This is a genomic window from Streptomyces sp. MMG1121 (genome assembly GCF_001280015.1).
Taxonomy (GTDB): Bacteria; Actinomycetota; Actinomycetes; order Streptomycetales; family Streptomycetaceae; genus Streptomyces.
Genome location: NZ_LGDV01000238.1, coordinates 53,916 through 73,455, shown reverse-complemented (window position 1 = coordinate 73,455; position 19,540 = coordinate 53,916). Strand labels below are relative to the sequence as shown.

20 protein-coding genes and 5 pseudogenes are annotated in these 19,540 nt (G+C 68.3%); 15 read left to right on the top strand and 10 right to left on the bottom strand.

The genetic code is table 11. The features are described from left to right. Positions 1-108: 108 nt before the first annotated feature. Positions 109-1,242, top strand: a complete 1,134-nt coding sequence (locus ADK64_RS36710; protein ID WP_053666412.1) for an FAD-dependent oxidoreductase — start codon at positions 109-111, stop codon at positions 1,240-1,242. 403 nt (positions 1,243-1,645) lie between these two features. Here ADK64_RS36710 and ADK64_RS36705 read toward each other — a convergent pair whose 3' ends face one another. Next, the gene (locus tag ADK64_RS36705) at positions 1,646-2,551 is read right to left on the bottom strand and encodes a LysR family transcriptional regulator (RefSeq protein ID WP_053666411.1); all 906 of its coding nucleotides are present in this window, start codon (positions 2,549-2,551) and stop codon (positions 1,646-1,648) included. 137 nt (positions 2,552-2,688) lie between these two features. On the opposite strand from ADK64_RS36705, the gene ADK64_RS36700 reads away from it, so the two are divergent. Both ADK64_RS36700 and ADK64_RS36695 read left to right on the top strand, forming a co-directional pair. Beyond that, on the top strand, positions 2,689-3,507 hold the full coding sequence (locus ADK64_RS36700) for an inositol monophosphatase family protein (protein ID WP_053666410.1): 819 nt from the start codon (positions 2,689-2,691) through the stop codon (positions 3,505-3,507). A gap of 41 nt (positions 3,508-3,548) precedes the next feature. After that, positions 3,549-4,145 (top strand): NADPH-dependent F420 reductase, encoded by a 597-nt coding sequence (locus ADK64_RS36695; RefSeq protein WP_053666409.1) that lies wholly within the window; start codon positions 3,549-3,551, stop codon positions 4,143-4,145. A gap of 191 nt (positions 4,146-4,336) precedes the next feature. Here ADK64_RS36695 and ADK64_RS36690 read toward each other — a convergent pair whose 3' ends face one another. Further along, the gene (locus tag ADK64_RS36690; protein WP_053666408.1) at positions 4,337-4,972 is read right to left on the bottom strand and encodes a TetR/AcrR family transcriptional regulator; all 636 of its coding nucleotides are present in this window, start codon (positions 4,970-4,972) and stop codon (positions 4,337-4,339) included. Between the two features lie 109 nt (positions 4,973-5,081). Here ADK64_RS36690 and ADK64_RS36685 point away from each other — a divergent pair, with 109 nt between their 5' ends. From ADK64_RS36685 to ADK64_RS47980, 4 genes are all read left to right on the top strand, one after another. Continuing rightward, positions 5,082-6,023: an alpha/beta hydrolase gene (locus ADK64_RS36685; RefSeq protein ID WP_053666407.1), complete on the top strand. Its 942-nt coding sequence runs from the start codon at positions 5,082-5,084 to the stop codon at positions 6,021-6,023. 106 nt (positions 6,024-6,129) lie between these two features. Next, entirely contained in the window at positions 6,130-6,330 is a 201-nt protein-coding gene (locus ADK64_RS46345) for a hypothetical protein (protein ID WP_159046424.1), read from the top strand. A gap of 104 nt (positions 6,331-6,434) precedes the next feature. Continuing rightward, positions 6,435-8,270 carry a hypothetical protein gene (locus ADK64_RS36680; protein WP_053666406.1) on the top strand — a complete coding sequence of 612 codons (1,836 nt, stop codon included), beginning with the start codon at positions 6,435-6,437 and terminating at the stop codon, positions 8,268-8,270. 40 nt (positions 8,271-8,310) lie between these two features. Further along, the gene (locus ADK64_RS47980; protein WP_053666405.1) at positions 8,311-9,105 is read left to right on the top strand and encodes a hypothetical protein; all 795 of its coding nucleotides are present in this window, start codon (positions 8,311-8,313) and stop codon (positions 9,103-9,105) included. A 214-nt stretch (positions 9,106-9,319) separates the two neighbouring features. Here ADK64_RS47980 and ADK64_RS36670 read toward each other — a convergent pair. Next, positions 9,320-9,592 (bottom strand): annotated as a pseudogene (locus tag ADK64_RS36670) (transposase); the annotation flags it as partial. 227 nt (positions 9,593-9,819) lie between these two features. Between ADK64_RS36670 and ADK64_RS36665 the strand changes: the two are divergent. After that, positions 9,820-10,704: a hypothetical protein gene (locus tag ADK64_RS36665; RefSeq protein WP_234384859.1), complete on the top strand. Its 885-nt coding sequence runs from the start codon at positions 9,820-9,822 to the stop codon at positions 10,702-10,704. Between the two features lie 309 nt (positions 10,705-11,013). Here the strand turns inward: ADK64_RS36665 and ADK64_RS44120 are convergent. Next, positions 11,014-11,283, bottom strand: a pseudogene (locus ADK64_RS44120) (IS5/IS1182 family transposase); the annotation flags it as partial. 201 nt (positions 11,284-11,484) lie between these two features. Then, entirely contained in the window at positions 11,485-12,438 is a 954-nt protein-coding gene (locus ADK64_RS36655; RefSeq protein WP_053666536.1) for an NADP-dependent oxidoreductase, read from the bottom strand. A gap of 125 nt (positions 12,439-12,563) precedes the next feature. On the opposite strand from ADK64_RS36655, the gene ADK64_RS47975 reads away from it, so the two are divergent. Both ADK64_RS47975 and ADK64_RS47970 read left to right on the top strand, forming a co-directional pair. Beyond that, positions 12,564-12,896, top strand: coding sequence for a TetR/AcrR family transcriptional regulator (locus tag ADK64_RS47975; protein WP_234384858.1), 333 nt, complete (start codon positions 12,564-12,566; stop codon positions 12,894-12,896). A 17-nt stretch (positions 12,897-12,913) separates the two neighbouring features. Next, positions 12,914-13,144, top strand: a complete 231-nt coding sequence (locus ADK64_RS47970) for a hypothetical protein (protein WP_234384857.1) — start codon at positions 12,914-12,916, stop codon at positions 13,142-13,144. 53 nt (positions 13,145-13,197) lie between these two features. On the opposite strand, the pseudogene ADK64_RS47965 reads toward ADK64_RS47970, so the two are convergent. Further along, positions 13,198-13,458, bottom strand: a pseudogene (locus tag ADK64_RS47965) (lipase); the annotation flags it as partial. A gap of 89 nt (positions 13,459-13,547) precedes the next feature. Here ADK64_RS47965 and ADK64_RS36645 point away from each other — a divergent pair. From ADK64_RS36645 to ADK64_RS36630, 4 genes and pseudogenes are all read left to right on the top strand, one after another. Next, positions 13,548-14,363, top strand: a pseudogene (locus ADK64_RS36645) (GTP-binding protein); the annotation flags it as partial. A gap of 372 nt (positions 14,364-14,735) precedes the next feature. Continuing rightward, positions 14,736-14,954, top strand: a complete 219-nt coding sequence (locus ADK64_RS36640) for a hypothetical protein (RefSeq protein WP_053666401.1) — start codon at positions 14,736-14,738, stop codon at positions 14,952-14,954. After that, entirely contained in the window at positions 14,951-15,154 is a 204-nt protein-coding gene (locus ADK64_RS36635) for a hypothetical protein (RefSeq protein WP_053666400.1), read from the top strand. Before ADK64_RS36640 ends, ADK64_RS36635 begins: the two co-directional genes overlap by 4 nt. 76 nt (positions 15,155-15,230) lie before the next feature. Further along, positions 15,231-15,440 carry a cold-shock protein gene (locus ADK64_RS36630; protein WP_053666399.1) on the top strand — a complete coding sequence of 70 codons (210 nt, stop codon included), beginning with the start codon at positions 15,231-15,233 and terminating at the stop codon, positions 15,438-15,440. A 409-nt stretch (positions 15,441-15,849) separates the two neighbouring features. Here ADK64_RS36630 and ADK64_RS36625 read toward each other — a convergent pair whose 3' ends face one another. Next, positions 15,850-16,140 (bottom strand): hypothetical protein, encoded by a 291-nt coding sequence (locus ADK64_RS36625; RefSeq protein WP_159046423.1) that lies wholly within the window; start codon positions 16,138-16,140, stop codon positions 15,850-15,852. A 628-nt stretch (positions 16,141-16,768) separates the two neighbouring features. Here ADK64_RS36625 and ADK64_RS36615 point away from each other — a divergent pair. Next, a complete protein-coding gene (locus ADK64_RS36615) occupies positions 16,769-17,296 on the top strand; it encodes a peptidylprolyl isomerase (protein WP_053666396.1) in 528 nt (175 codons plus the stop codon). 155 nt (positions 17,297-17,451) lie between these two features. Here ADK64_RS36615 and ADK64_RS46340 read toward each other — a convergent pair whose 3' ends face one another. The 3 genes and pseudogenes from ADK64_RS46340 to ADK64_RS36605 all read right to left on the bottom strand — a co-directional run bounded on the left by ADK64_RS46340 (position 17,452) and on the right by ADK64_RS36605 (position 19,540). Then, entirely contained in the window at positions 17,452-17,637 is a 186-nt protein-coding gene (locus ADK64_RS46340) for a hypothetical protein (protein WP_159046422.1), read from the bottom strand. Positions 17,638-17,969: 332 nt separating this feature from the next. Then, positions 17,970-18,490, bottom strand: a pseudogene (locus ADK64_RS36610) (IS6 family transposase); the annotation flags it as partial. Positions 18,491-18,613: 123 nt separating this feature from the next. After that, positions 18,614-19,540 (bottom strand): SRPBCC family protein, encoded by a 927-nt coding sequence (locus ADK64_RS36605; RefSeq protein ID WP_053666394.1) that lies wholly within the window; start codon positions 19,538-19,540, stop codon positions 18,614-18,616.

Sequence of the window (19,540 nt, the reverse complement as noted above, 5' to 3'; positions counted from 1 at the left end):
GTCTTCCTCCTTGCTACTGCGCTCACTGTTCGCAGTAGTGCTACCGTGGCGGCATTACTGCGAACACTGTAACCGAGTAGGGCGTGTCCAGTCGAAAGGGAAACCACCATGACCACTCCCGTCACGATCATCGGCGCCGGGCTCGGCGGCCTGACCCTCGCACGGGTCCTGCATCTGCACGGCATCCCCGCGACCATCTACGAAGCCGAGACATCGGCGCAGGCCCGCACGCAGGGCGGTCAGCTCGACCTCCACGAGTACAACGGGCAGCTCGCCCTCGAAGCGGCCGGCCTCACCGACGAGTTCCGCGCGATCATCCACGAAGGCGGCGAGGCCGTGCGCGTGCTCGACCGGGACGGCGCGGTCCTGCTGGACCAGCCCGACGACGGCACGGGCGGTCGCCCCGAGGTGCTCCGCGGAGACCTGCGTCGGATCCTGATCAACTCGCTGCCCGGCGAGATGATCCACTGGGGACACAAGGTCACCAGTGTCCGCCCCCTCGGAGACGGGAGGCACGAGCTGGCGTTCGGCGACGGGTCGACTGTGACGACCGGCCTCCTCGTGGGCGCGGACGGCGCTTGGTCGAGGGTCCGGCCGCTGCTCTCCGACGCGAAGCCCGAGTACGTCGGCACGTCGTTCATCGAGACCTACCTGTACGACGCCGACCAACGCCACACCGCAGCGGCCAAGGCCACCGGCGACGGTTCCCTGTTCGCCGTCACAGCCGGCAAGGGGATCCTTGGCCATCGAGAGGCCGGCGCCGTTCTTCACACCTACGTCGCGCTCAACAAGCCGCAGGAATGGATCGCCGCCGTCCTCGCCAGTCCCGAAACGGCGGCGGCCCAGGTGGCGGCAGAATTCACCGGATGGGCGCCGGAACTCACCGCACTCATCACTGACGGGGAAACCGCCCTCGCCCCACGCCCGATCAGCGCCCTGCCGATCGGCCACCGGTGGGACCGCGTTCCCGGAGTGACGCTGCTGGGCGACGCCGCCCACCTCATGTCACCGTTCGCCGGGGAGGGAGCCAATCTCGCCATGTTCGACGGCGCCGAACTCGGCAAAGCCATCGCCGCACACCCCGACGACATCGAAGCCGCCCTTGCGGAGTACGAGCAGGCTCTCTTTTCCCGCAGCGCCCGGTTCGCCGCCGAATCCGACAAGAACCACCAGCTCATCTTCGGCGACAACGCCCCCGCCGGCTTGCTCAACCTGCTCACCGGCCTGGAGCCGACCGAGTGAGCAGGGCCCACAGATCCGCGATCGTGAGCCGCAGGCCTCGGTCTGGCTGCCCCCACGGTCAGCACCCGCACGGACGCGGCTGCTGACGTTGAAGCAGATCGCCGCCGTGTTCGGCGACGTGCCGAGCGACCGCGCCGACGCCGGGGCGTGCGTACCGCTCCAGGGGGCGGACGGAGGCGTGGCGGCAGCGGGCCAGCAGCATGGGGGTGGAGGCAGCCAGGAGACCGTCAAGACGTTCGTGTCCCGCATTCTCGGCAAACTCGGGCTTCGCGCCCCCCTTCAGGTTGGTCGTGTACGCCTACCGCCGAAGGCTGGTGATCTGATGCGGGTCCGCACAGCGGCCGGTCGTGCGGCATCGAGGTGGTCGCGTGGACGTACGGGTGAAGCGGCCGGACGGCACCGACTACGAAGCTCCGCCCATGCCCAGCGCGGTTCGCGCCAGCCCGCGCAGCCAGGCGTGGGCATGGTCGGTGTCGTAGCGCTGATGCCAAGACAGGTAAATCGGTGCCGACGGCAGTTCGAGGGGGAGGGGGAGCACGGCCAGGCCGAGGTCGGCGACAGCTGACCGCGTGGTGGCTTCGGGGACACTGATCAGGAGATCGGAGCCGCGGGCGAACTCCAGCGCGGCCGCTTCCGTGGGCGCGGTCGCCACCACACGGCGGGTGAGGCCAAGTCGCGCGAGGGCGTCGTCGAGGGCATTGCTGAGGTTTCCACGTCGCGAGACGGTGACGTGCTCAGCGGCGGCGTACCGCTTTGCGGTGACGGTCCTGACACGGGTGAGGGGGTGCCCCTGCCTCACGACGATGACAAGGCGGGACTCGCCCACATTCTCGGCACGGACGTCCGGTGCGCTCGGCCGGTTGGCGTTCGCCTCCAGGTCCACCTCGCCGCGCCGCAACTCGGGGGTGTCGACGCTCGATTCCGCGACGAAGCGCAAGCGCACGCCCGGCGCCTCTTCACGCACGGCCGAGAGCAGCGCGGGGCCGCTCAAGGCGACCAGGGAATCATGCCAGCGGAGTGTGAAAGTCCGCTCCAACGTTGCCAGATCGAGTTCACGGCTCGGTGCCAGCACCCCTTGAACCTGGTGCAGCAGCTCGTGCACCTGTTCCCGGACGGCGATCGCGTACGGCGTCGGGGTCATCGTGCGGCCCGTGCGCACCAGGATCTGATCCCCGGTCGTGCGCCGGATTCGGCCCAGACTCCGACTCATCGCGGGGGCGGTGACATGCAGGCGTGCGGCCGCCCCGGCCACACTGCCCTCCTCCAGCAGCGCGTCGAGCGCGGCGAGCAGGTTCAAATCCAATTGCATGTGAGTAATCCTAGCCGTGCTTTACATGCATTTGAAGTTAATCAAGGAGCTGGATACCTTCGGGACCAGAGCGCTGAACAGAGCGCACAGTTCGGCCCGAACGGCCTCATCACCTCCTACTCCAAAGGGAGTTCACCATGTCCGAAACACTTCAGACCACGGATGTCGCCGCCTTTGACGCCGACGTGCTCGGCCAGACCGCGGTCGCCGTGCGTGAGGCGGGTTCGGCGCTGCGCGAGCGCTTCGGCGAGGTCGTCCGCTACCAGACCCGCGACGAGCTGATGCGCGCGCTCGCCGCCAACGACGAGATGGCCCTCGACATCCTGCGCCCCCGCCTCACGCGCCTGCGTCCGGACGCCGGCTGGGTGGAGGACGAGCTGGACGGCGGGGCGCTGCCGCCCGGCGAATGGTGGGTCGTGGACCCGGCCGAAGGCAACGTCAACCACCTGCACGCCCTGCCGGAATGGGCGGTCACCGCCACCCTCGTGCGTGAGAACCAGCCGGTGCTCACCGCGGTCCACCTGCCGTTGACCGGCGAGACCTACACCGCGCTCGCCGGCGCGGGCGCCCACCTCGACGGCCGACCGCTGCACGTCTCCCAGACCGCGGACCTCGGCCTGAGCATCGTGGCCACCAGCCAGGCCCGGCCGGACGAGGACGAGAAGGTCGTGCGACGCGTCGGCTCCTCGATCACCGCGATGCTCCTCGACGCGCTCGTCGTCCGCACCGCAGTGCCCGCAACCCTGCACCTGCTGAACGTGGCCGCCGGCCGGATCGACGCCTTCTGGCAGTTCGCCGGCGCCCGCGCGGACCTGCTGCCCGGGGCGCTGCTCGTCACCGAGGCCGGCGGACAGCTCTCCGACGCCCAGGGCCGCCCCTGGACCCCGCGGAGCGAGAGCCTCCTGGCCGCCGCGCCCGGCATCCATGCCGAGGCCGTCGCCACGCTCTCACGCTGACCGCGCACCACAACCCGCACATACGGAAGGACCAGATCATCATGACCACGATCGCAGTTCTGGGAAACGGCCGCGTCGGCGGCAACCTGGCCACAGCCCTCACCCGGGCAGGGCATGAGGTGACCGTGGCGGACCGCACGCCGGGCGCCGCCGCCGACGCTGCCCGGACAGCCCAGATCGTCATCAACGCCACCCCGGGCGCCGGCTCGCTGGACCGGCTCGTCGCCCTGCGCGAGGAATTGCGCGACAAGATCCTCGTCGACGTCTCCAACGCCACCATCGACAGACCGGACGGCCTGCCCGCCGACCTGATCTACCCCGGCTCGAGCCTCGCCGAGCAACTCCAGGAAGCGCTCCCCGAAACGCACGTCGTCAAGACACTCAACACCATGCTCTTCCCGGTGATGACCGCGCCAGCCACGCTCACCCAGGCGCCCGACGCGTTCCTCTCCGGCGACGACCCGCAGGCCAAGCAGACCGTCCGCGAACTGCTCATCAACCTCGGCTGGCGCACGGAGTGGATCACCGACCTCGGCGGAATCCGAACCGCCCGCGCCACGGAAGCCGCGATACTGTTCGTGCCGCACGTGATTCGGTCCAGCGGATTCGCACCCTTCGCGATCTCGGTCGCCCGCTGATCCGCACACGATGCACCGCCCCCGGCGGGCCCACATCCAGAACGGTTACGACAGCGCAGCCAGGGCCGGCGATTCGGCGCCGGACGGCGACCCGTGGCCACCGTTCCCGGGGCCGTCGGCCTCGCACCGAGGAATCGGCTCATCTCACGGCGGACGCGTTTGCGGAGCTGGTCGCGCGGGGCCCGAGCGGGTTACTGAGGGACGTAGCTCTCGATGTGGTCGATCACCGCCGATACGGCATGTCGGTATGCGGTGCTCGACCGGCGGACCTGGGACAGCAGCATGCCCCCTTGGATGGCGGCCAGCAGGGCGGTGGCCAGTGCGTTGACGTCGGCGCACTCGCTCAGCTCACCGCGAGCCTGCATGCGGGCGAGCCCCGACCTGATGGGTGCTTCCCACCGCTCGAAGGACGCGGCAAGGTCGGTGCGGGCCAAGGGGTCGGTCTCGGCGAGTTCACTGGCGAGCGAGCCGATCTCGCAGCCGCCTGCCCACCCCATGGCGTCCTGTCGGTCCGCCGCCCTGTCGCACCAGGCCCGCAGCGCGTCGATGCTGTCCAGGTTGTCCAGCAAGGGACGCTGCTGGTCGAGCTTGGCGTTCGTCTGAAAATCAACGACGGCCAGGACCAAGCCCTGTTTGTCGCCGAAGTAGTGGTAGATCTGCGATGCGCTGACCCCGGCAGCCGACTGGACGTCCGGGATGCTCGTACCCCCGACGCCGCGGTGGAACATCAGTTCCGCGGCGGCCTCGATGATGCGTTCACGGGTTTTCCGGCCGGGCTTAGTGAGTCGGCGCCCCTCCAGCCCTCTGACGTCTACGGGCGAGTTCATCCGCGCACCGTATCAGGATTGGAATTGACGTTCCAATCCTGTGACTTGTAGAGCTTGGAGCAGTCATTCCAATCCGTGCCGTTCCGGCGGCTCCAGGAAGGTCCTCATCATGTCCCTCGACCCCCAGATCGATGCCCTGCTCGAGAAGCTGGCCGAAGAAGGCGGACCGGCACCGGAGAGTCGAACGGTCGAGGAGAACCGCGACCTCGTGAGCAGCCTCTCCACCCTCGCGGGCGACGTCGAGCCGGTCGGCAGCGTGCACGACGCAATGGCCGCCGCCGAAGGCCTCGAGGTCCCCATCCGCATCTACGCCCCCGCCACCGTCCCGCGCTCCGGGCCGCTGCCCGTGACGGTCTTCTTCCACGGCGGCGGATGGGCCCTCGGAGACCTGGACAGCCAGGACCACATCGCCCGCATCGTGGCCAACCGCTCCGGCACGATCGTGGTCTCCGTCGACTACCGGCTCGCGCCCGAACACCGCTTCCCGGCGGGGATCGAAGACGCCTACGCCGCCCTGACATGGGTCGCTGCCAACGCCGGAAGTTTCGGCGGCGACGGGCAGAACATCGCGGTGTTCGGTGAGAGCGCCGGCGGCAACCTCGCCGCAGCCCTCGTGCAGGAAGCGCAGCGGCGCGGGGGACCTCACATCGCACTGCAGGTACTGGCGTACCCGGCGGTCGACCGGTTCGACGACAGCCCCTCCATGTACGAGAACATGGCCGGACCGCTGCTGAGCCGCAGCTGGCTCGAATGGTTCTGGGGCCTTTACCTCAACACGCCCGACGAAGGCGCCGACCTGCGCGTCTCGCCGGCGCGCTCCGACGAGCTGGCCGGGCTTCCTCCCGCCGTCATCGTCACCGCCGAACACGACCCGCTGCGGGACCAGGGTGACCGGTACGCGCAGAAGCTCGCCGACGCCGACGTGCCGGTCAAGCACCTCCCGATCAAGGGTGCCACCCACGCCTTCTTCTCATTCACCGGGTCGGTGCAGCTCTCACGGGACGTCCTGAATCAGCTCGGAGATGCTGTGGCCACGGCGTTCAACGTCTGACCCGCCCAGCGTCGCCGCTTGCCAGGTCCCCCACCACGCGTAAGCGCGGCGGGGGACCTGGCGTCCCGCGAGTCCGCAACGGGCCGCCCCGACAAGGGCCGCTTCAGTGGCGGTTCCGAGGAGGATCGCGGTGGCGCTCGCGGGGGAGAGCGCCACCGGCGACGACGGGATCCGCGACGTGCTCGCCCGCGTCGGCGACCCACTTACGATCGCGGTGACCGCCCTCGGTGAGGAGCCTCCCGCTCCGCAAGCGTCCCGGCGGCGCACCATCGGCACGTTGGTGGTGCTGGCGCTGGCAGGCCCCTGATCCTCTACCTACCACCCCTCCTGGGCGGCCCCGCCCTGATCGTCGCACCCTGGTGGCTGTGGACCGCGCCTCAGTGGCGCAACCGGGACAAGGCGATCGGGACGATGGCCGCCCTCACGTCGCTGCTGTTCTATGCGTGGCGGTTCGGTGAACTGCTTCCCGCAGGCGCGGTGGGCGCCCAGGGCGAGATGTCGGCGGCCAGCGCTGGTGACGCGCGCGCTGGTCACGGCGGCCGAGGCGGCGGCTCGGGGGGTGCCCCTTGGGTACGAGAGGAGTTCCTGCCCGCGCTGCCCGCCGACGCGGTCGTGGTCATCGCGGCACGACGACCGCCCTCGTCGGCGTGGCTGGCTGATCCCGCCTGGCGCGAGCTGATCCGGGTCGTGGCGCTGCGCAACCTCGCGCCGCGCGACGGCCGCGCCTATCTGGCGGGGCAGAACGTCCCCGCCGAGTTCCACGAGCGTCTGCTCGACGTCAGCCACGGGCACCCGCTCACCCTGTCCATGCTCGTGGACGCGGTGCGGCGGGGCGGTGGCGTTCTACCGCGCACACTCGGTGACCTGCCCGACGTGGTGCGCAGTTTGCTGACCCGCACCCTGGACGAGGTGCCGGGTCCGCGCCATCGGCTGGCGTTGGAGGTCTGCGCGCACGCCAACGTCATCACCGAGAACGTCTTGCGATCCGTGGTGGGCGACGACGCCGGAGAGCTGTTCACGTGGCTGCGCACGGTGTCGTTCGTTGAGGAGGGTCCGTATGGCCTGTTCCTGCACGACATGGTCCGCGACGTCCTCGACGCCGACCTGCGGTGGCGCGACCCGGAGCGTTACGCCGAGGTGCATCACCAGGTGCGGGCCGACTTGGTCGCGCGGATCCGCTCGGCGCCGGACGCACGCGAGCAGCAACGGCTCCTGGCCGACGCCATCGTCGTGACCTGCCCGCGGACCAGGCTCGCGGCATACGTCGCGGCCGCGCGGCCCGTCGATCACCATCTCGATGCGCTGCGGCCGGAAGACACGGTCCCGGTCGTTGAGATGACGACCCGGGCTCAGGGAGCGGAACAGGCCGAGCTGGTGGCGTACTGGATGCGGCGCCAGCCCGGAGCCTTCCAGGTCTTTCGCGGACCGGCAGGGGAGCCGCGGGGGTTCGGCGCCTGTCTCGACCTGTGCGCCGAGGACATCGGGGTGGATCCGGGTGTCGACAGCATGTGGCAGTACACCCAGCGGCACGGCGCGGCACGCCCCGGCGAGCACGTACGGGCCTGGCGGTTCTTCCTCGACCGGGACCGTGGGCAGGCTTCATCGCCGTCACTGACTCTGTTCGCCGTGTGCCAGGTCCTCGACATCCTCACTCGTGATCGCTCGGCCTGGACGCTGGTGGGGGCGTACGCGGATGCCGGGATGTGGGGGCCGACACTCGGCTATCTGGACTTCTGGCCGGCAGCCGAGGCGGCATACACGATCGGGGAGACCACCTACCCAGTCTTCGTCCACGACTGGCGGCGCACCGGCCTCGCCGAGTGGCTCGAGCTCATCGCGGCCCGCGAAGTGGGCGCCCCTGCCCGGCCGGCGGAGGAACAGTCGGCCGAACTCGTCCTCTCCCAATCCGAGTTCGCCGAGTCGATTCGCGCTGCGCTGCGCGATCTGCACGTGCCGCAGGCTCTGCGGCGCAATCCGCTGATGCGATCGCGGGTCGTGCGGTCATCCACCGCGGGGCTCGACGAGCTCCTCGCGATGGCCGCCGAGACTTTGAGGGCCGACCGCCGCGGCCTGTTCGAGGTGGTCGACCGCACCTTTCTGCACCCGACCGGCCCGCAGGAGCGCGTGGCCCAGTCGCTGCACCTGTCCTTCAGCACCTACCGCCGGCACCGAGACCCGGCCGTGTCTCACATCGTGGACCGGATGTGGGAACGCGAGGTCTACGGACACCAGGTGGACACCGGTTGACCTGTCTCTGGGCATGGGGGAGCGCCGAGCATTACGTCTCGTGACAAACGAAAACGCAGTCGTCCTCGGCGCCGGCTTCGCCGGTCTCCTCACCGCCGGAGTGCTCACGAAGTTCTACCAGCAGGTCACGGTCGTCGACTGGGACCCGGTCCCCGGGCAATACCGCCGGGGCGTCCCTCAGGGCCGGCATGCCCACAACCTCCTTCCGGCCGGGGCGCGAGTCGTCGACGAGGTATTTCCCGGTCTGGTCGCCGAGATGAGCGCCGACGGCGCGGTTCTGGCGGATGTGCTGTCGGACTACCGCTTCTACCTCGGCGGGAAGGAATTGCCGCGGGTGCCGGTCGGTGCGCACTCCGTCCACGCCACCCGGCCGTTCTACGAGCGCCACTTGCGCCGGCGGCTGGTCGCCCAGGACGGCCTGCGGTTGGTGCTCGGCGCCGACGTGGTCGGGCTTATCGGCGATGACCGGCGGATCACCGGCGTACGCATTCTGCCGCAGGAGGCCGGACTTCGGGCAGCCCGGGCCTGGGCGAACGACGTCTGGCAGGACGTCGAACAGTCCCTGGACCAGGGTGAGTTGCCGAGCACGGAGCAGGACACCCTGATCCGTCTTGTCCTGAACCACACGACCTCGACCGTGTACGAGGTGGGCCGCACCGTACACCGCTGGGCCGGCTCTGCGGCGATCCGCCGCGGCCCGGTCGACCGCTTCCTGCGCGACCTCGGGACGGGTGCGCAGCACATAACGTCGAGTCCGGTCGTGCTCCAGAACTGCGGCAAGTGGCTCAGCGGTGCCCAGCCGGACGCTCGGTGGAGCTTCCTCGACCTGACCTGACCATCCGGGGGCCGTCGACCGGGATCCCGACCACCCGGGGCCGATCCCACCAGGGATCCGGTCCCCGATGCCGCCGTGTGATTCATATGAACCAGACCGCCAGGCTCGTGACCACTCTTTCCATCGAATGACGCTGTCACCCTCTGCAACCGGTTCCCAAGATTCGTGCCGGAGCCCAGAACTCACAGACATCGTCCTTCGGCGAAGCGATGCGTTATCGGCCCTGAACGACAAGTGGTGTCAGGTTCCAGCGACAAGACCAGACAGCGGTGGCGCCGTCGGCCGGCCCGAGCCGGACCGCGTCCAGTATCTGCATCCAGGATGTCGAGCCCAACTCCAGAACCGCGATGAACGAGTACGGCCAGCCAAGGACGAACGGGGAGGCCGTACGCGCACGGCCGTAGATATGGCAGAAGAACCGGTCAGGCGAGCATGGCGCGTGCGACCGCAGCCTTGGCGAGACGTCCACGGCCGGCACCAGGCGCCCGTCAGCCGCTGCGAGCATCCCCACCCTCAGGGATTGCCGCTCTTATATTTCACTTAGAACTTTTCCTTAGCGTCCCGTTCATGATGACGCAACGTGGTGCAGTTGGATCTGTTGTCCTCACGGCCGTCGCCCTGACGGCCGGAGCCTGGGGCGCCGCTGCGGCTCCCGCCCTCGCTACCAAGCCCGCCGCTTCGGCGTCCCACAGCAAAGTGACGGACAATCTGTACATGTCGCTCGGCACGTTCGAGGAGGCCACGTCCGGCGAGGACCTGAAGGTCAAGGCCATGATTGACCGTTCAGATATCGACGGCGTGCAGGTCGTGGTGCCCTGGAAGGCCCTTGAGGGGAAGAAGGGCGAGTACAAGTGGTCGCGGCTGGACAATGCCCTGAAGTACCTCCAGGAACGTCACAAGAGGCTGTTCGTCCAGGTTCAGGACCGGTTCTTCGACGTGGCCATGCAGGACGCCAATGTCCCCCAGTACGTGAAGGACGAGGGCGGGGTCGCGCCGACGATCGACGAGAACCCTGACAACCCCACCACCCACGGGGCCATGGTCGCGCAGTGGAACAAGGGCCCGCGGGCGGACTTCCAGGCCCTCCTGAAGGCAATGGCGGCCAAGTTCGACGGCAAGCTCGCCGGGGTGAACCTTCCGGAGACCGCGGTCGAGGTGGACACCAAGACGGATCACACCAAGTACACCTCGAAGTCCTACATCGACGCCGAGATCGACAACATGAGCTTCGGTAAGAAGGTCTTCACCAAGACGCAGTTCATCCAGTACATCAACTTCCTGCCGGACGACGACGACCACAAGCGCATGAAGGAAATGTTCGACCTTGCCAGGGACAAGGGAATCGGCATCGGGGGCCCGGACACCCTGCCGGACCGGCCGTACCAGATGGAGAACTCCTACAAGTTCCTCCACGAGTACAAGGACTCCCTCCCCCTCGTCGCGATGGCCGTCCAGGAACCCGACATCAACGCCAAGGACCCCAAGACCGGCAAGCCGTACACCCGCGAGCGATTCACGGACTTCGCTCACGACTACCTCGGGGCACGCCAGTTGTTCTGGACCACCGAGGCGGACTGGCTGCAGAAGCCTGCGGCATGACCTATGTCCCTGTCCTCGTAGTGCGGGCAACCGTCACTTCGTCGCCTCCTTGCCCCACAGGACCACCAGTCGCTTGAGTTCATCTCCGGCCAGAGGACCAGCCACCGGGTGCCGCACGCCGTCTCCTGTCGGACCCGTGAGGTCTCGCAGTCCTGGTTCTGCAAGTGGTTGGGATGAGCACCGTCCGCACGCGACGAGCGTCGCGTCGACCTCGCCCTGGCAATCCGTGAGGTCTCCGATGTCTTCGGTGGCACCTACGGCTCCCCACGCGTCTACGTCCAACTGCGCGAGCGTGGTTGGCGAGTCCCTAAGAGCGTGCACGGCTTCGGAAATCCCTTGTTCAGCCGACTCCATGACGTGTCGGCGGATGGTGCGATCGGAGCATCCGGGGATGGAGATGCGCTCGTAGCCCGAGCCGTGGACCAGCGCGAGTACCACGTGCTCGAATTCCGTCCGATCGGGGATCCTGCGGCGATGGCAGCCGAGTGGGTGGCTCGCGGCGAACTCCGTGTGGGCGGGCAGGAGAGCGGCGAATGGGTCCCAGAGGGGTTCGAGCAGGCAAGATGGCAGCGCGGGCACGGCTGTCCTTCGGGGTCACAGAACGTAGAGGACTCCATGATCACGTAGGGCCGTGCCCGTTGCTGCCCGCCCCGGCCTTCCAGTGCCTGTCGCCAGTCGGTCTCATTCCGGAGGCGTCGTATTCTCGGGCGGCGCCCCGCCCATTGGGTCGGCCTGCGCCCTGGGTGCGGTGATTGGCTCGAGCCCAGGTGGTCTCTCCGGTCAATCGGCGCCGCCGGCGGGCAGGAGCAGGAGCTTCCCGCGGGCGTGCCCGGTCAAGCTGATCTCGAGGGCTTTGCGCCAGTGCGCGAGGGGGAAGGTTCCGGCGACCGGCACGGCGAACCTGCCTTCGGCAGCCAGCTGTGCGAACTCGGCGAAGACGCCGAAGAGTTCGTCGTCGGTCCGCTTCGCGGGATCTTCGTGAAAGGTGTCGCGCACCCCGAGCTCCGGCGCCGCGGCCACGTCGGAGCAGGTCAGCACACGCTTGGGATCACCGCCGACGATCTCGACGAGTTCGGGCAGGGCCCCATTGGGCGGCGCGGCGTCGAAGGCGAGGTCGACCTGGCCGACGCCGAGGGCCTTGACCCGCTCGGCCAGGCCTTCGCCGTAGCCGACCACCGTGGCTCCGAGGTCGCGCAACTGCTCGGTGTAGGTCTCCCCGGCGGTCGCGATCACCCGCGCCCCGCGGACGAGGGCGATCTGCACGGCCGCGTAGCCGATGGTGGTTCCGGCACCGTTGACCAGGATCGTGCGGTCCGGGGCCAAGCCGAGGCGCGCGAGGTGCCAGGATGCGGTGCTCAGCGCCATCGGGATCGCGGCGGCCCGGATGAGGTCCAGGCCCTCGGGCACCGCGAACCAGTGATCCAGCACGGCGCGCTCCGCCGCGCCGGCGCTCGGCTGGCCGGCGAAGTCGGCGGTGCCGAACACGCGGTCGCCTACGGCCACGTCCGTGACGCCCGCACCGACGACCTCGACGATGCCCGAGACGTCGCAGCCGATGCCGCGCGGCAGGCTCCCGGGGAAGAGCCCGCGGCACAGCGCCCAGTCGGCCGGGGCCAGTCCGCACGCGTGCACGGCGACGCGGATGCGGCCGGGTCCCGCCTCGGGTACGGGAACGGTCTCCAGGCGCAGGACGTCGACGGGCTCGCCGTTCTCGTGGAAGCGCACCGTGCGCATGGTGCCCGGCGTGGAAGCGGGTTCGGCCATGAGGTCTCCTTCAAAGCTAACCGGAACGCGTTCCGTTTATCTCGGGCCTAGACCACCCCCAGGACCGACTCAAGTGGAACGTGATCCGTTTAGACATGGCCACCGAACCATCCCCGGCAGCCCACCAGCAGCTGCGCGCCGACGCCGCACGCAACCGCGAGACCGTGCTCGCGGCGGCCACCCGCGCCTTCGCCACCTCCGACAGCGAGCCATCGATGCGCGCTATCGCTCGACAGGCGGGCGTCGGCGTCGCCACCGTCTTCCGCCACTTCCCGACCCGGGAAGCGCTCGTCGACGCCGTCTATCAGGACCAGGTCGTCCGACTGACGGCCGGGGCACGCGAGTTGCTCGCCAACCACCCGCCCGCGCAAGCGCTGCGCCTGTGGATGGACCTGTTCGCGGAATGGCAGGCCACCAAGCACGGCTGACCGACACTCTGCTCGCCATGATCGATTCCGGCGAAATCTCCCTCGCCCACACCCGACAGGAGCTCCTGTCGGCCATCACCACGATCCTCGACGCCGGCGCCACCGCTGGGGACATCCGCGCCGACGCTCGCGCCGGCGACGTCTCCGCCGGCATCCTCGGTATGCTCGCCGTCGCCGACAGGTCCGGAGAACCTGCCCAGGCCCGGTGCCTGCTCGACCTGCTCATGGACGGCCTCAGACCCCGCTGAGGTGCCGCCAGGCGCCCCACCGCCCGCCGCCTCAAGTGATCCATTTGCCGGTCGGTGAAGGAGAACGACTTGGCGGAGTGGGCCTTGGCCCAGAGGGCGGGGTAGGCCCGGGTGCTGCGCTTGCACTGCCCGCTGGCGAAGTCGTAGGCGCCGGCGCCGAGACCGGAGGAGTAGGAGTCGCCGAGGGCGACATACTGGGTGCCGGTCACGGGGGCGGCGGTGGCGGTGGTCGGGGTGCCGGTGAGCAGGAGCGTGGTGACGGCGCCGAGGAGCGCTAGGGGCCTACGGTGGGCAATGGGGTGCTGAGTGGTCATGTCCGGCCAACGAAGCGGGTGTTGGGCTGGATGCGGTCGGTGACTCTGGATATCTGAGCAACATCAACCGGGTTCAGCAAAACTCCCCTGTGCTGGCCAAGAAGTACGGCGGCACGCCGCGCACCTTCAATCAGATCGCCAATGCCTCGGAGGAAAAGGCAGGCGACGTCACAATCAGCAGGAGCCACGTCGAGTACGCCACCGCGGCCCGGCGCTACGCACACATCGACTGCGCCGGCCATGCCGACCAGATCAAGAACATGATCGCGGGGACGCCGATGGACGGCGCGATTCTCGTCGTCACCGCGCCCGACGGGCCCGCGTCCCAGACCCGCGAACACGTCCGGCTCGCCCGTCTCACCGGTGTGCCGTACATCGTGGTCTTACTCAACAAGTGCGACACGGTCGACGACGAGGAAATGATCGACCTGGTGGAGATGGAGGTCCGTGAGCTGCTGACGAAGTACGGCTTCCCGGGCGACGAGGCCCCCGTGGTGCGCGGCTCCGCACTCAAGGCGCTGAAGGGGGACGCCGCCTGGGAAGAAGCAGTCCTGGAACTGGCCAACCACCTGGACACCCACATCCCCGGCCAGGCCCCCGCCAAGCCCGAAAGCAGCACACCGCACACCACGTTCGAGGCGGAGTGCTACTTCCTCAAGCCAGATGAAGGCGGACGGAACACCCCCTTCTTCAAGGGCTACCGCCCCCAGTTCTCCTTCGGTGCCACCGACGTCACCGGGGGCATCGCACTGCCCGCAGGCATGACGATGGTCATGCCCGGCGAGAACGTCGACATGCGGATCACCCTGACCGACCCCGTCGCCCTGGACAAGGGCATGCGCTTCGCGATTCGCGAGGCCGGCAGAACTGTCGGCGTCGGCATCGTGACCAAGACCATCCGGTGAACATGTAGCTGACGAAGCCGGCGGAGCCGTGCTGCTTGAGCCGCGATCTCGCACAGAAGGCACCAAGGCTGTACGGCACGGCTCTCCTGCTCCGCCACCTCGACCGCTCAGCCTCCAGGTCAGGGTGGTCAGTCACACAGAAGTGTGACTGACCACCCTGACCTGCTCGAACGCCCCGTGCCCCACCGGATGCGGTCGCTACTGGGAGGGCTCGAGCGGTACGAGGGAGCGCCATCAGCGCGCTGATCTGCGGAATGCTCAATCCGCCGGTTCAACCGCTAATCCGCCAGGTGGGGCGCTCAGTCACAGTTCCTCCGCGCTGTGCCGTGTGTCCGCTTGCCCAAGAATTCGAACACACGCTCTAATCCCAGTATGTGCCGTGCAGAGCACCTCACCGACATCCAGGAGCGCGTCCTGCGCTGCATCCGGCAGGCGATCGTCGATGGTGGCGAGGCGCCGACGGTGCGGGAGATCGAGGTCGAGGTCGGTCTGCGGAGCCAGTCCAGCGTGTACTGCCAGCTGGTCGAGCTGGAGACGAAGCGGGCGATCGTCCGCACGCCGGGCCGGGCGAGAGGGATCCGGCTCGCATGACCAGTCCGAGCCGCTACCACCTGCTGCTCACGACTGGTGGCCGGCCGGTTCAGCATGGCTGGTGGGGACGCGAAGTCGTGGCCCGCGACAAGTTCCGCAACTGGGTTGGCCTGTACGGGGGCGCCATGCCCGGCGCCCGCGTCACCCTGTCAGACGAGGACAGCGGCGACGTCCTGGACGCATGGCCCGACCATCGGTAATGATCACAGGGGTTCATGTCAGCCTGGCCGGGGAAACATAGAGCGGGCAACGGGCACTGAGTGTGAGGGACGTGTGATGGCTACAGGAACGGTGAAGTGGTTCAACGCGGACAAGGGGTTCGGGTTTGTCAGCCAGGACGACGGCGGGCCGGACGTCTTCGTGCACTTCTCCGCGATCCAGTCCCACGGTTTCAAATCCCTGATGGACAACGACCGGGTCGAGTACGACCTGGTGCAGGGAGCGAAGGGGCCGCAGGCCGAGAACGTCGTGGTCCTCGAGCAGTAGGCCACACTCCCACCGGCACGGGGCCGGGCGCAGTCTGCTCGGTCTCCGTCCGGAGCCGCTCAGCCTAGACCTGCACAGCGGCGACATGGAGAGTGGGTTGCGTGGCGCCCGTGGTTCGATCGCTCAGGGACCGACGAGACTTGTGGGGCTTCGGTGCGACGGGACACTCTTCCTGCGCGCGGCGGGTGGTGACGGCATCTTGTCGTTCAGCGGTGTTCGGTGGGGTCGGGCCCCTCATCGGGTGGGGGGTTCCAGTCGTCCGGCTTGCCCATCCGCTTTCGGATCTGGTCCTTCCTTGTTTCCGATGCCTCGAGCCACTGCTGTGATGTGCCGTTCGGCGGAGGGCCGGGCCAGCGGGCCCGTTCGGTGCCGGTGATGCGCGGCAGGTGGTCCTGCCCGGCATACCGCTTCAGAAGCCGGTCGGGGGCAGGAGGTTCTTGCCCGTGAGCTTCGGAGAGTGGTTCTCGGCCCGCCACCACCTGAGCCAGCTGTAGACGGCCGAGGAGTACAGCGGCCTCACGGCCGGGACGTTCTCCTCGGCGGCGGCCTCGAACTGGTATCCGCGGGGTACGGGGGCGTCCTCGGTGAGCACGGCCACCATGCATCGTTCCGGCTCGAACTCTGATGTGATCAGGCATCCGGGCAGGTGCCACATGAGCTGGTCCACGTCCAGGTCGGCCGGGCCGAGCGCCCGCATCACGACCGCCGATGCGTCCTGCGCGGCCAGGATGCCGTGGTACGGACACCGCGGCGCTCAACGGTTACCTGACATGGGCGCGGCCGGAGGTAGACCACCTGGGTCCAGACATTCGGCTCGGCAGCGCCGTACGGATTCAGGAACGCGCCGATGGGGTGGACGGCGAGGGCCACCCGCAGGGCACCGTCCGGCCCGGGAGCCGGCTCGGCCACGACCTCCACCGTGGAGTGCGGACCGTACGGGAAGCGGCGCTCCGGCGGCTCGTACGGCGGCGATGTCATGGCAGGCGGCATGCCGTTCAACCAGCGGCTGCGGCACCGGAGTCCGGCTCCGGATGGCCGCCGGGCCGAGTCAGCACTCCGCTGATGGGGATTCCTGAAAACCGACCAGGGCTACTCCTTGCCCCGCTTGATCAAGTCCTCAGGCGAGTGGAGAGCCTCGGTGAGCGCCGGACCCGGGGCGCCCCCTCGTTCGGTGCCTGAGCAGTGGCGGCAGCCCGCACCTTGGGACATCGACTCATGCCCACGCTGAATGCGTGAAACACCGCGCCTGCGTGGCGCGTCCCGGTTCGGGCCCGGGGCTGGCTCCGCAGGCTGGGCGTACGCAATCCGAAGCGACGGAAGGCCCCGTAGTGGCGGAATCTACCGGCAACCCCATCGCCACCCTCGTCACCACGCACGGAGCGATCAGGGTGAAGCTTTTCCCCAGCCATGCACCCAAGACGGTCGCGAACTTCGTCGGCCTGGCCGACGGCTCACGCGAGTACACGGAGCTGAACGCCAAGGGCCAGTCCTCAGGCCCTTTCTACGACGGATCGGTCTTCCACCGGGTCATCGATGGCTTCATGATCCAGGGCGGTGACCCCACAGGCACCGGACGCGGCGGTCCCGGCTACAGGTTCGCCGACGAGTTCCACCCCGAGCTCCAGTTCGACCGCCCCTACCTGCTGGCCATGGCCAACAGCGGACCGTCCACCAACGGCTCGCAGTTCTTCATCACCGTAGCCCCGACCAACCACCTCAACTTCAAGCACACCATCTTCGGCGAGGTCGCCGACGAGGATTCCCGCAAGGTCGTCGACTCCATCGCTGCCACCGACGTGGGCGCCGGCGACCGCCCTGTCACCGAGGTTGTTATCGAAAGCATCCGTATCTCCTGACCGGACGGATGCCGCGTGCTGACCACGCACCTTGCGCTCGGGCAGACTGCGCGGAAGCCCTCCTGCCGTCCGCAGGGCGACGCGCCTGCTTGGGCAACCAGCCCGAGCAACTCCGAGGCCGCTCCGAGCACCTGGTGGGGATTCAGATATCGCCATCACCCGTCCACGGTGACCGCGGCGGTCATCACCGAGCACACCACCGATTGGCGCGACCACGCCGGCATCAGTTCGGTACACAGGTCGCGCCGCTCGGGCTGCGACTCCCAGTGGTGGGCCTCGTTGAACCGCCAGATGGCGGCCAGCTCTTCGATCTTGATCAACTCATCGGGGACCTCTGTCACGGGCGGATCGCAGACGGCGGCAGCGGCAGAGTGAGGACCACTGGCCGATCGGGTACACCCGCCCCGGCCTGGAGGCTGCTGCCTGTACCGGGTCCCGTCGGTCCACGTGCGCGGTGGCGGGCGCGAGGTTGGGGCCGCGGGATCGGTGGTGCCGGGACCCCTCACCGGGGCGGTCGGCGACACGCCTGTGCGATGTGACGTCCACCATATGTTCGACGGTTTGGGGGGGCGGTTCATGGCACTTCTTGGGGCCCCTTGGGTGCTGTCAACCTATGGTGGGTGCGGGAGTTGAGGTGTGCCGGCGGTGGGCGGGGCCGGGTGGGCTGTCTTCGTCAGGCGGTGGCCGTGCAGCCGGTGACCTGGCGCCAGGCGGTGAAGCGGTGGTGCGTGTCGGTGCGGTACTCGGCGGCGGCGAGCAGGTGGCGGCGGGGCCGGAAGTGGGGTGAGATGCCGCTGAAGGCGGACAAGAACTTCTGGGCGTGGCCGGGTGAGGTGAAGCGCCGCATCGCGCTCTCCCGCTGCCGGGTGGGCTGATGGCTGTTCTCGGCGTGGTTGTTGAGATATTTCGAACTGCGGTGTTCGGCGGAGGGCATGACCAGGCGGTGGGCGGCGACGTAGCTGCGGTGCTTGTCGGTGACGATCACCGGGGCGCATACTCGCAGCCCTTGAGCAGACGGCGGAAGAACCGCACTGCGGCGGCGGTGTCGCGCTTGCTGGTGACGAGGATGACGAGGACGTTGCCGTCGGCGTCGACCGCGCGCCAGAGGTAGTGCAACTTCCCGTTGATCTTGATGAAGACCTCGTCCGGGAACCGGCGGCGTGTCCACGAGCAGCCAGGCCCTCCCCAGCGACGATCAACACGAAGATCACCTCACGGAGGCCCTCCGCTCAAGTTGACGGGGCCAATCAGTGGCCACACTGAAAGAGCTCAGTGTGTTGATTCGATGTGAGGTGCCTCGTGGCGACGTTGTGGTCTTCATGCCTCCTCGTCCTCATAATCGGATTCGTCTTCTAGTTCGTCCTCTGGGTATTCGTCCTCCGGTGTCTCTTCGTCTTCGGATTCTTCTTCCTCGTATTCAGCTTCTTCCTCTTCCAGTGCCTCTTCGTGAGTGCGTACCACCTCGCCCTGACGGATCTCGCCGCGCCATCCGTCGGCGTCCTCGTCGGAGAGGGTGACGTAGCGCTGGAAGTGCTTGGCGTCGAGTCGGAGTCGGCGGCCCTGGGCGCGCCAGAGGTTGCCGGTTTTCTCGAAGAAGCCCGAAGGGTAGTACTCGACGACGAGCACGATGTGCGTGAGTGTCGGTGTCAGTTCGTGGAAGCTGACGCAGCCTCGGGTGCTGCCCTTGGCGCCCTCCGACGTCCACATGATGCGCTCGTCCGGAATCTGTTCTTGGATGGCTGCCTTCCAAGAACGAGTAGAGGGGCCCACCTTCACCTTCCAGTCGCTGCTGGTCTCGTCTCCTTGCGATACGCTGCGCACGCCTTTGGCGAACGAGCTGAACTTCTCGAACCGGGTCCAGTGGTCGTAGGCGACGCGTACGGGGACGCCCACATCCAGGTGTTCGATGATGGTCGTGACCTTCGGATTGCCGGACTTGCGGCCCTTGCCGCCGCCGAACAGGCTCGAAACCTTCTCGACCGCGCTGTCCTTGATGCTTTTTGTCTTCTCGCTGATCAGGGCTTTGAGGGGTGAGTCCCCTTGGAGGACGCGGGCGCCGACTTTCGGGAGAACGCCGCCGTTGTCGGCCACGTCCAGCAACTGGTCGGTGAGGCCTTCCACCTTATCGCCCGCCAGGTCCGCGAGATGCTCGACCTGCGTACCGAGGTAGTCGACGAGTTCGTCACGCAGCCGGTCGAGGCCGGATGGTTCGTCCCGTCGCGTCTTCTGCGCCGTTCTAGCCAT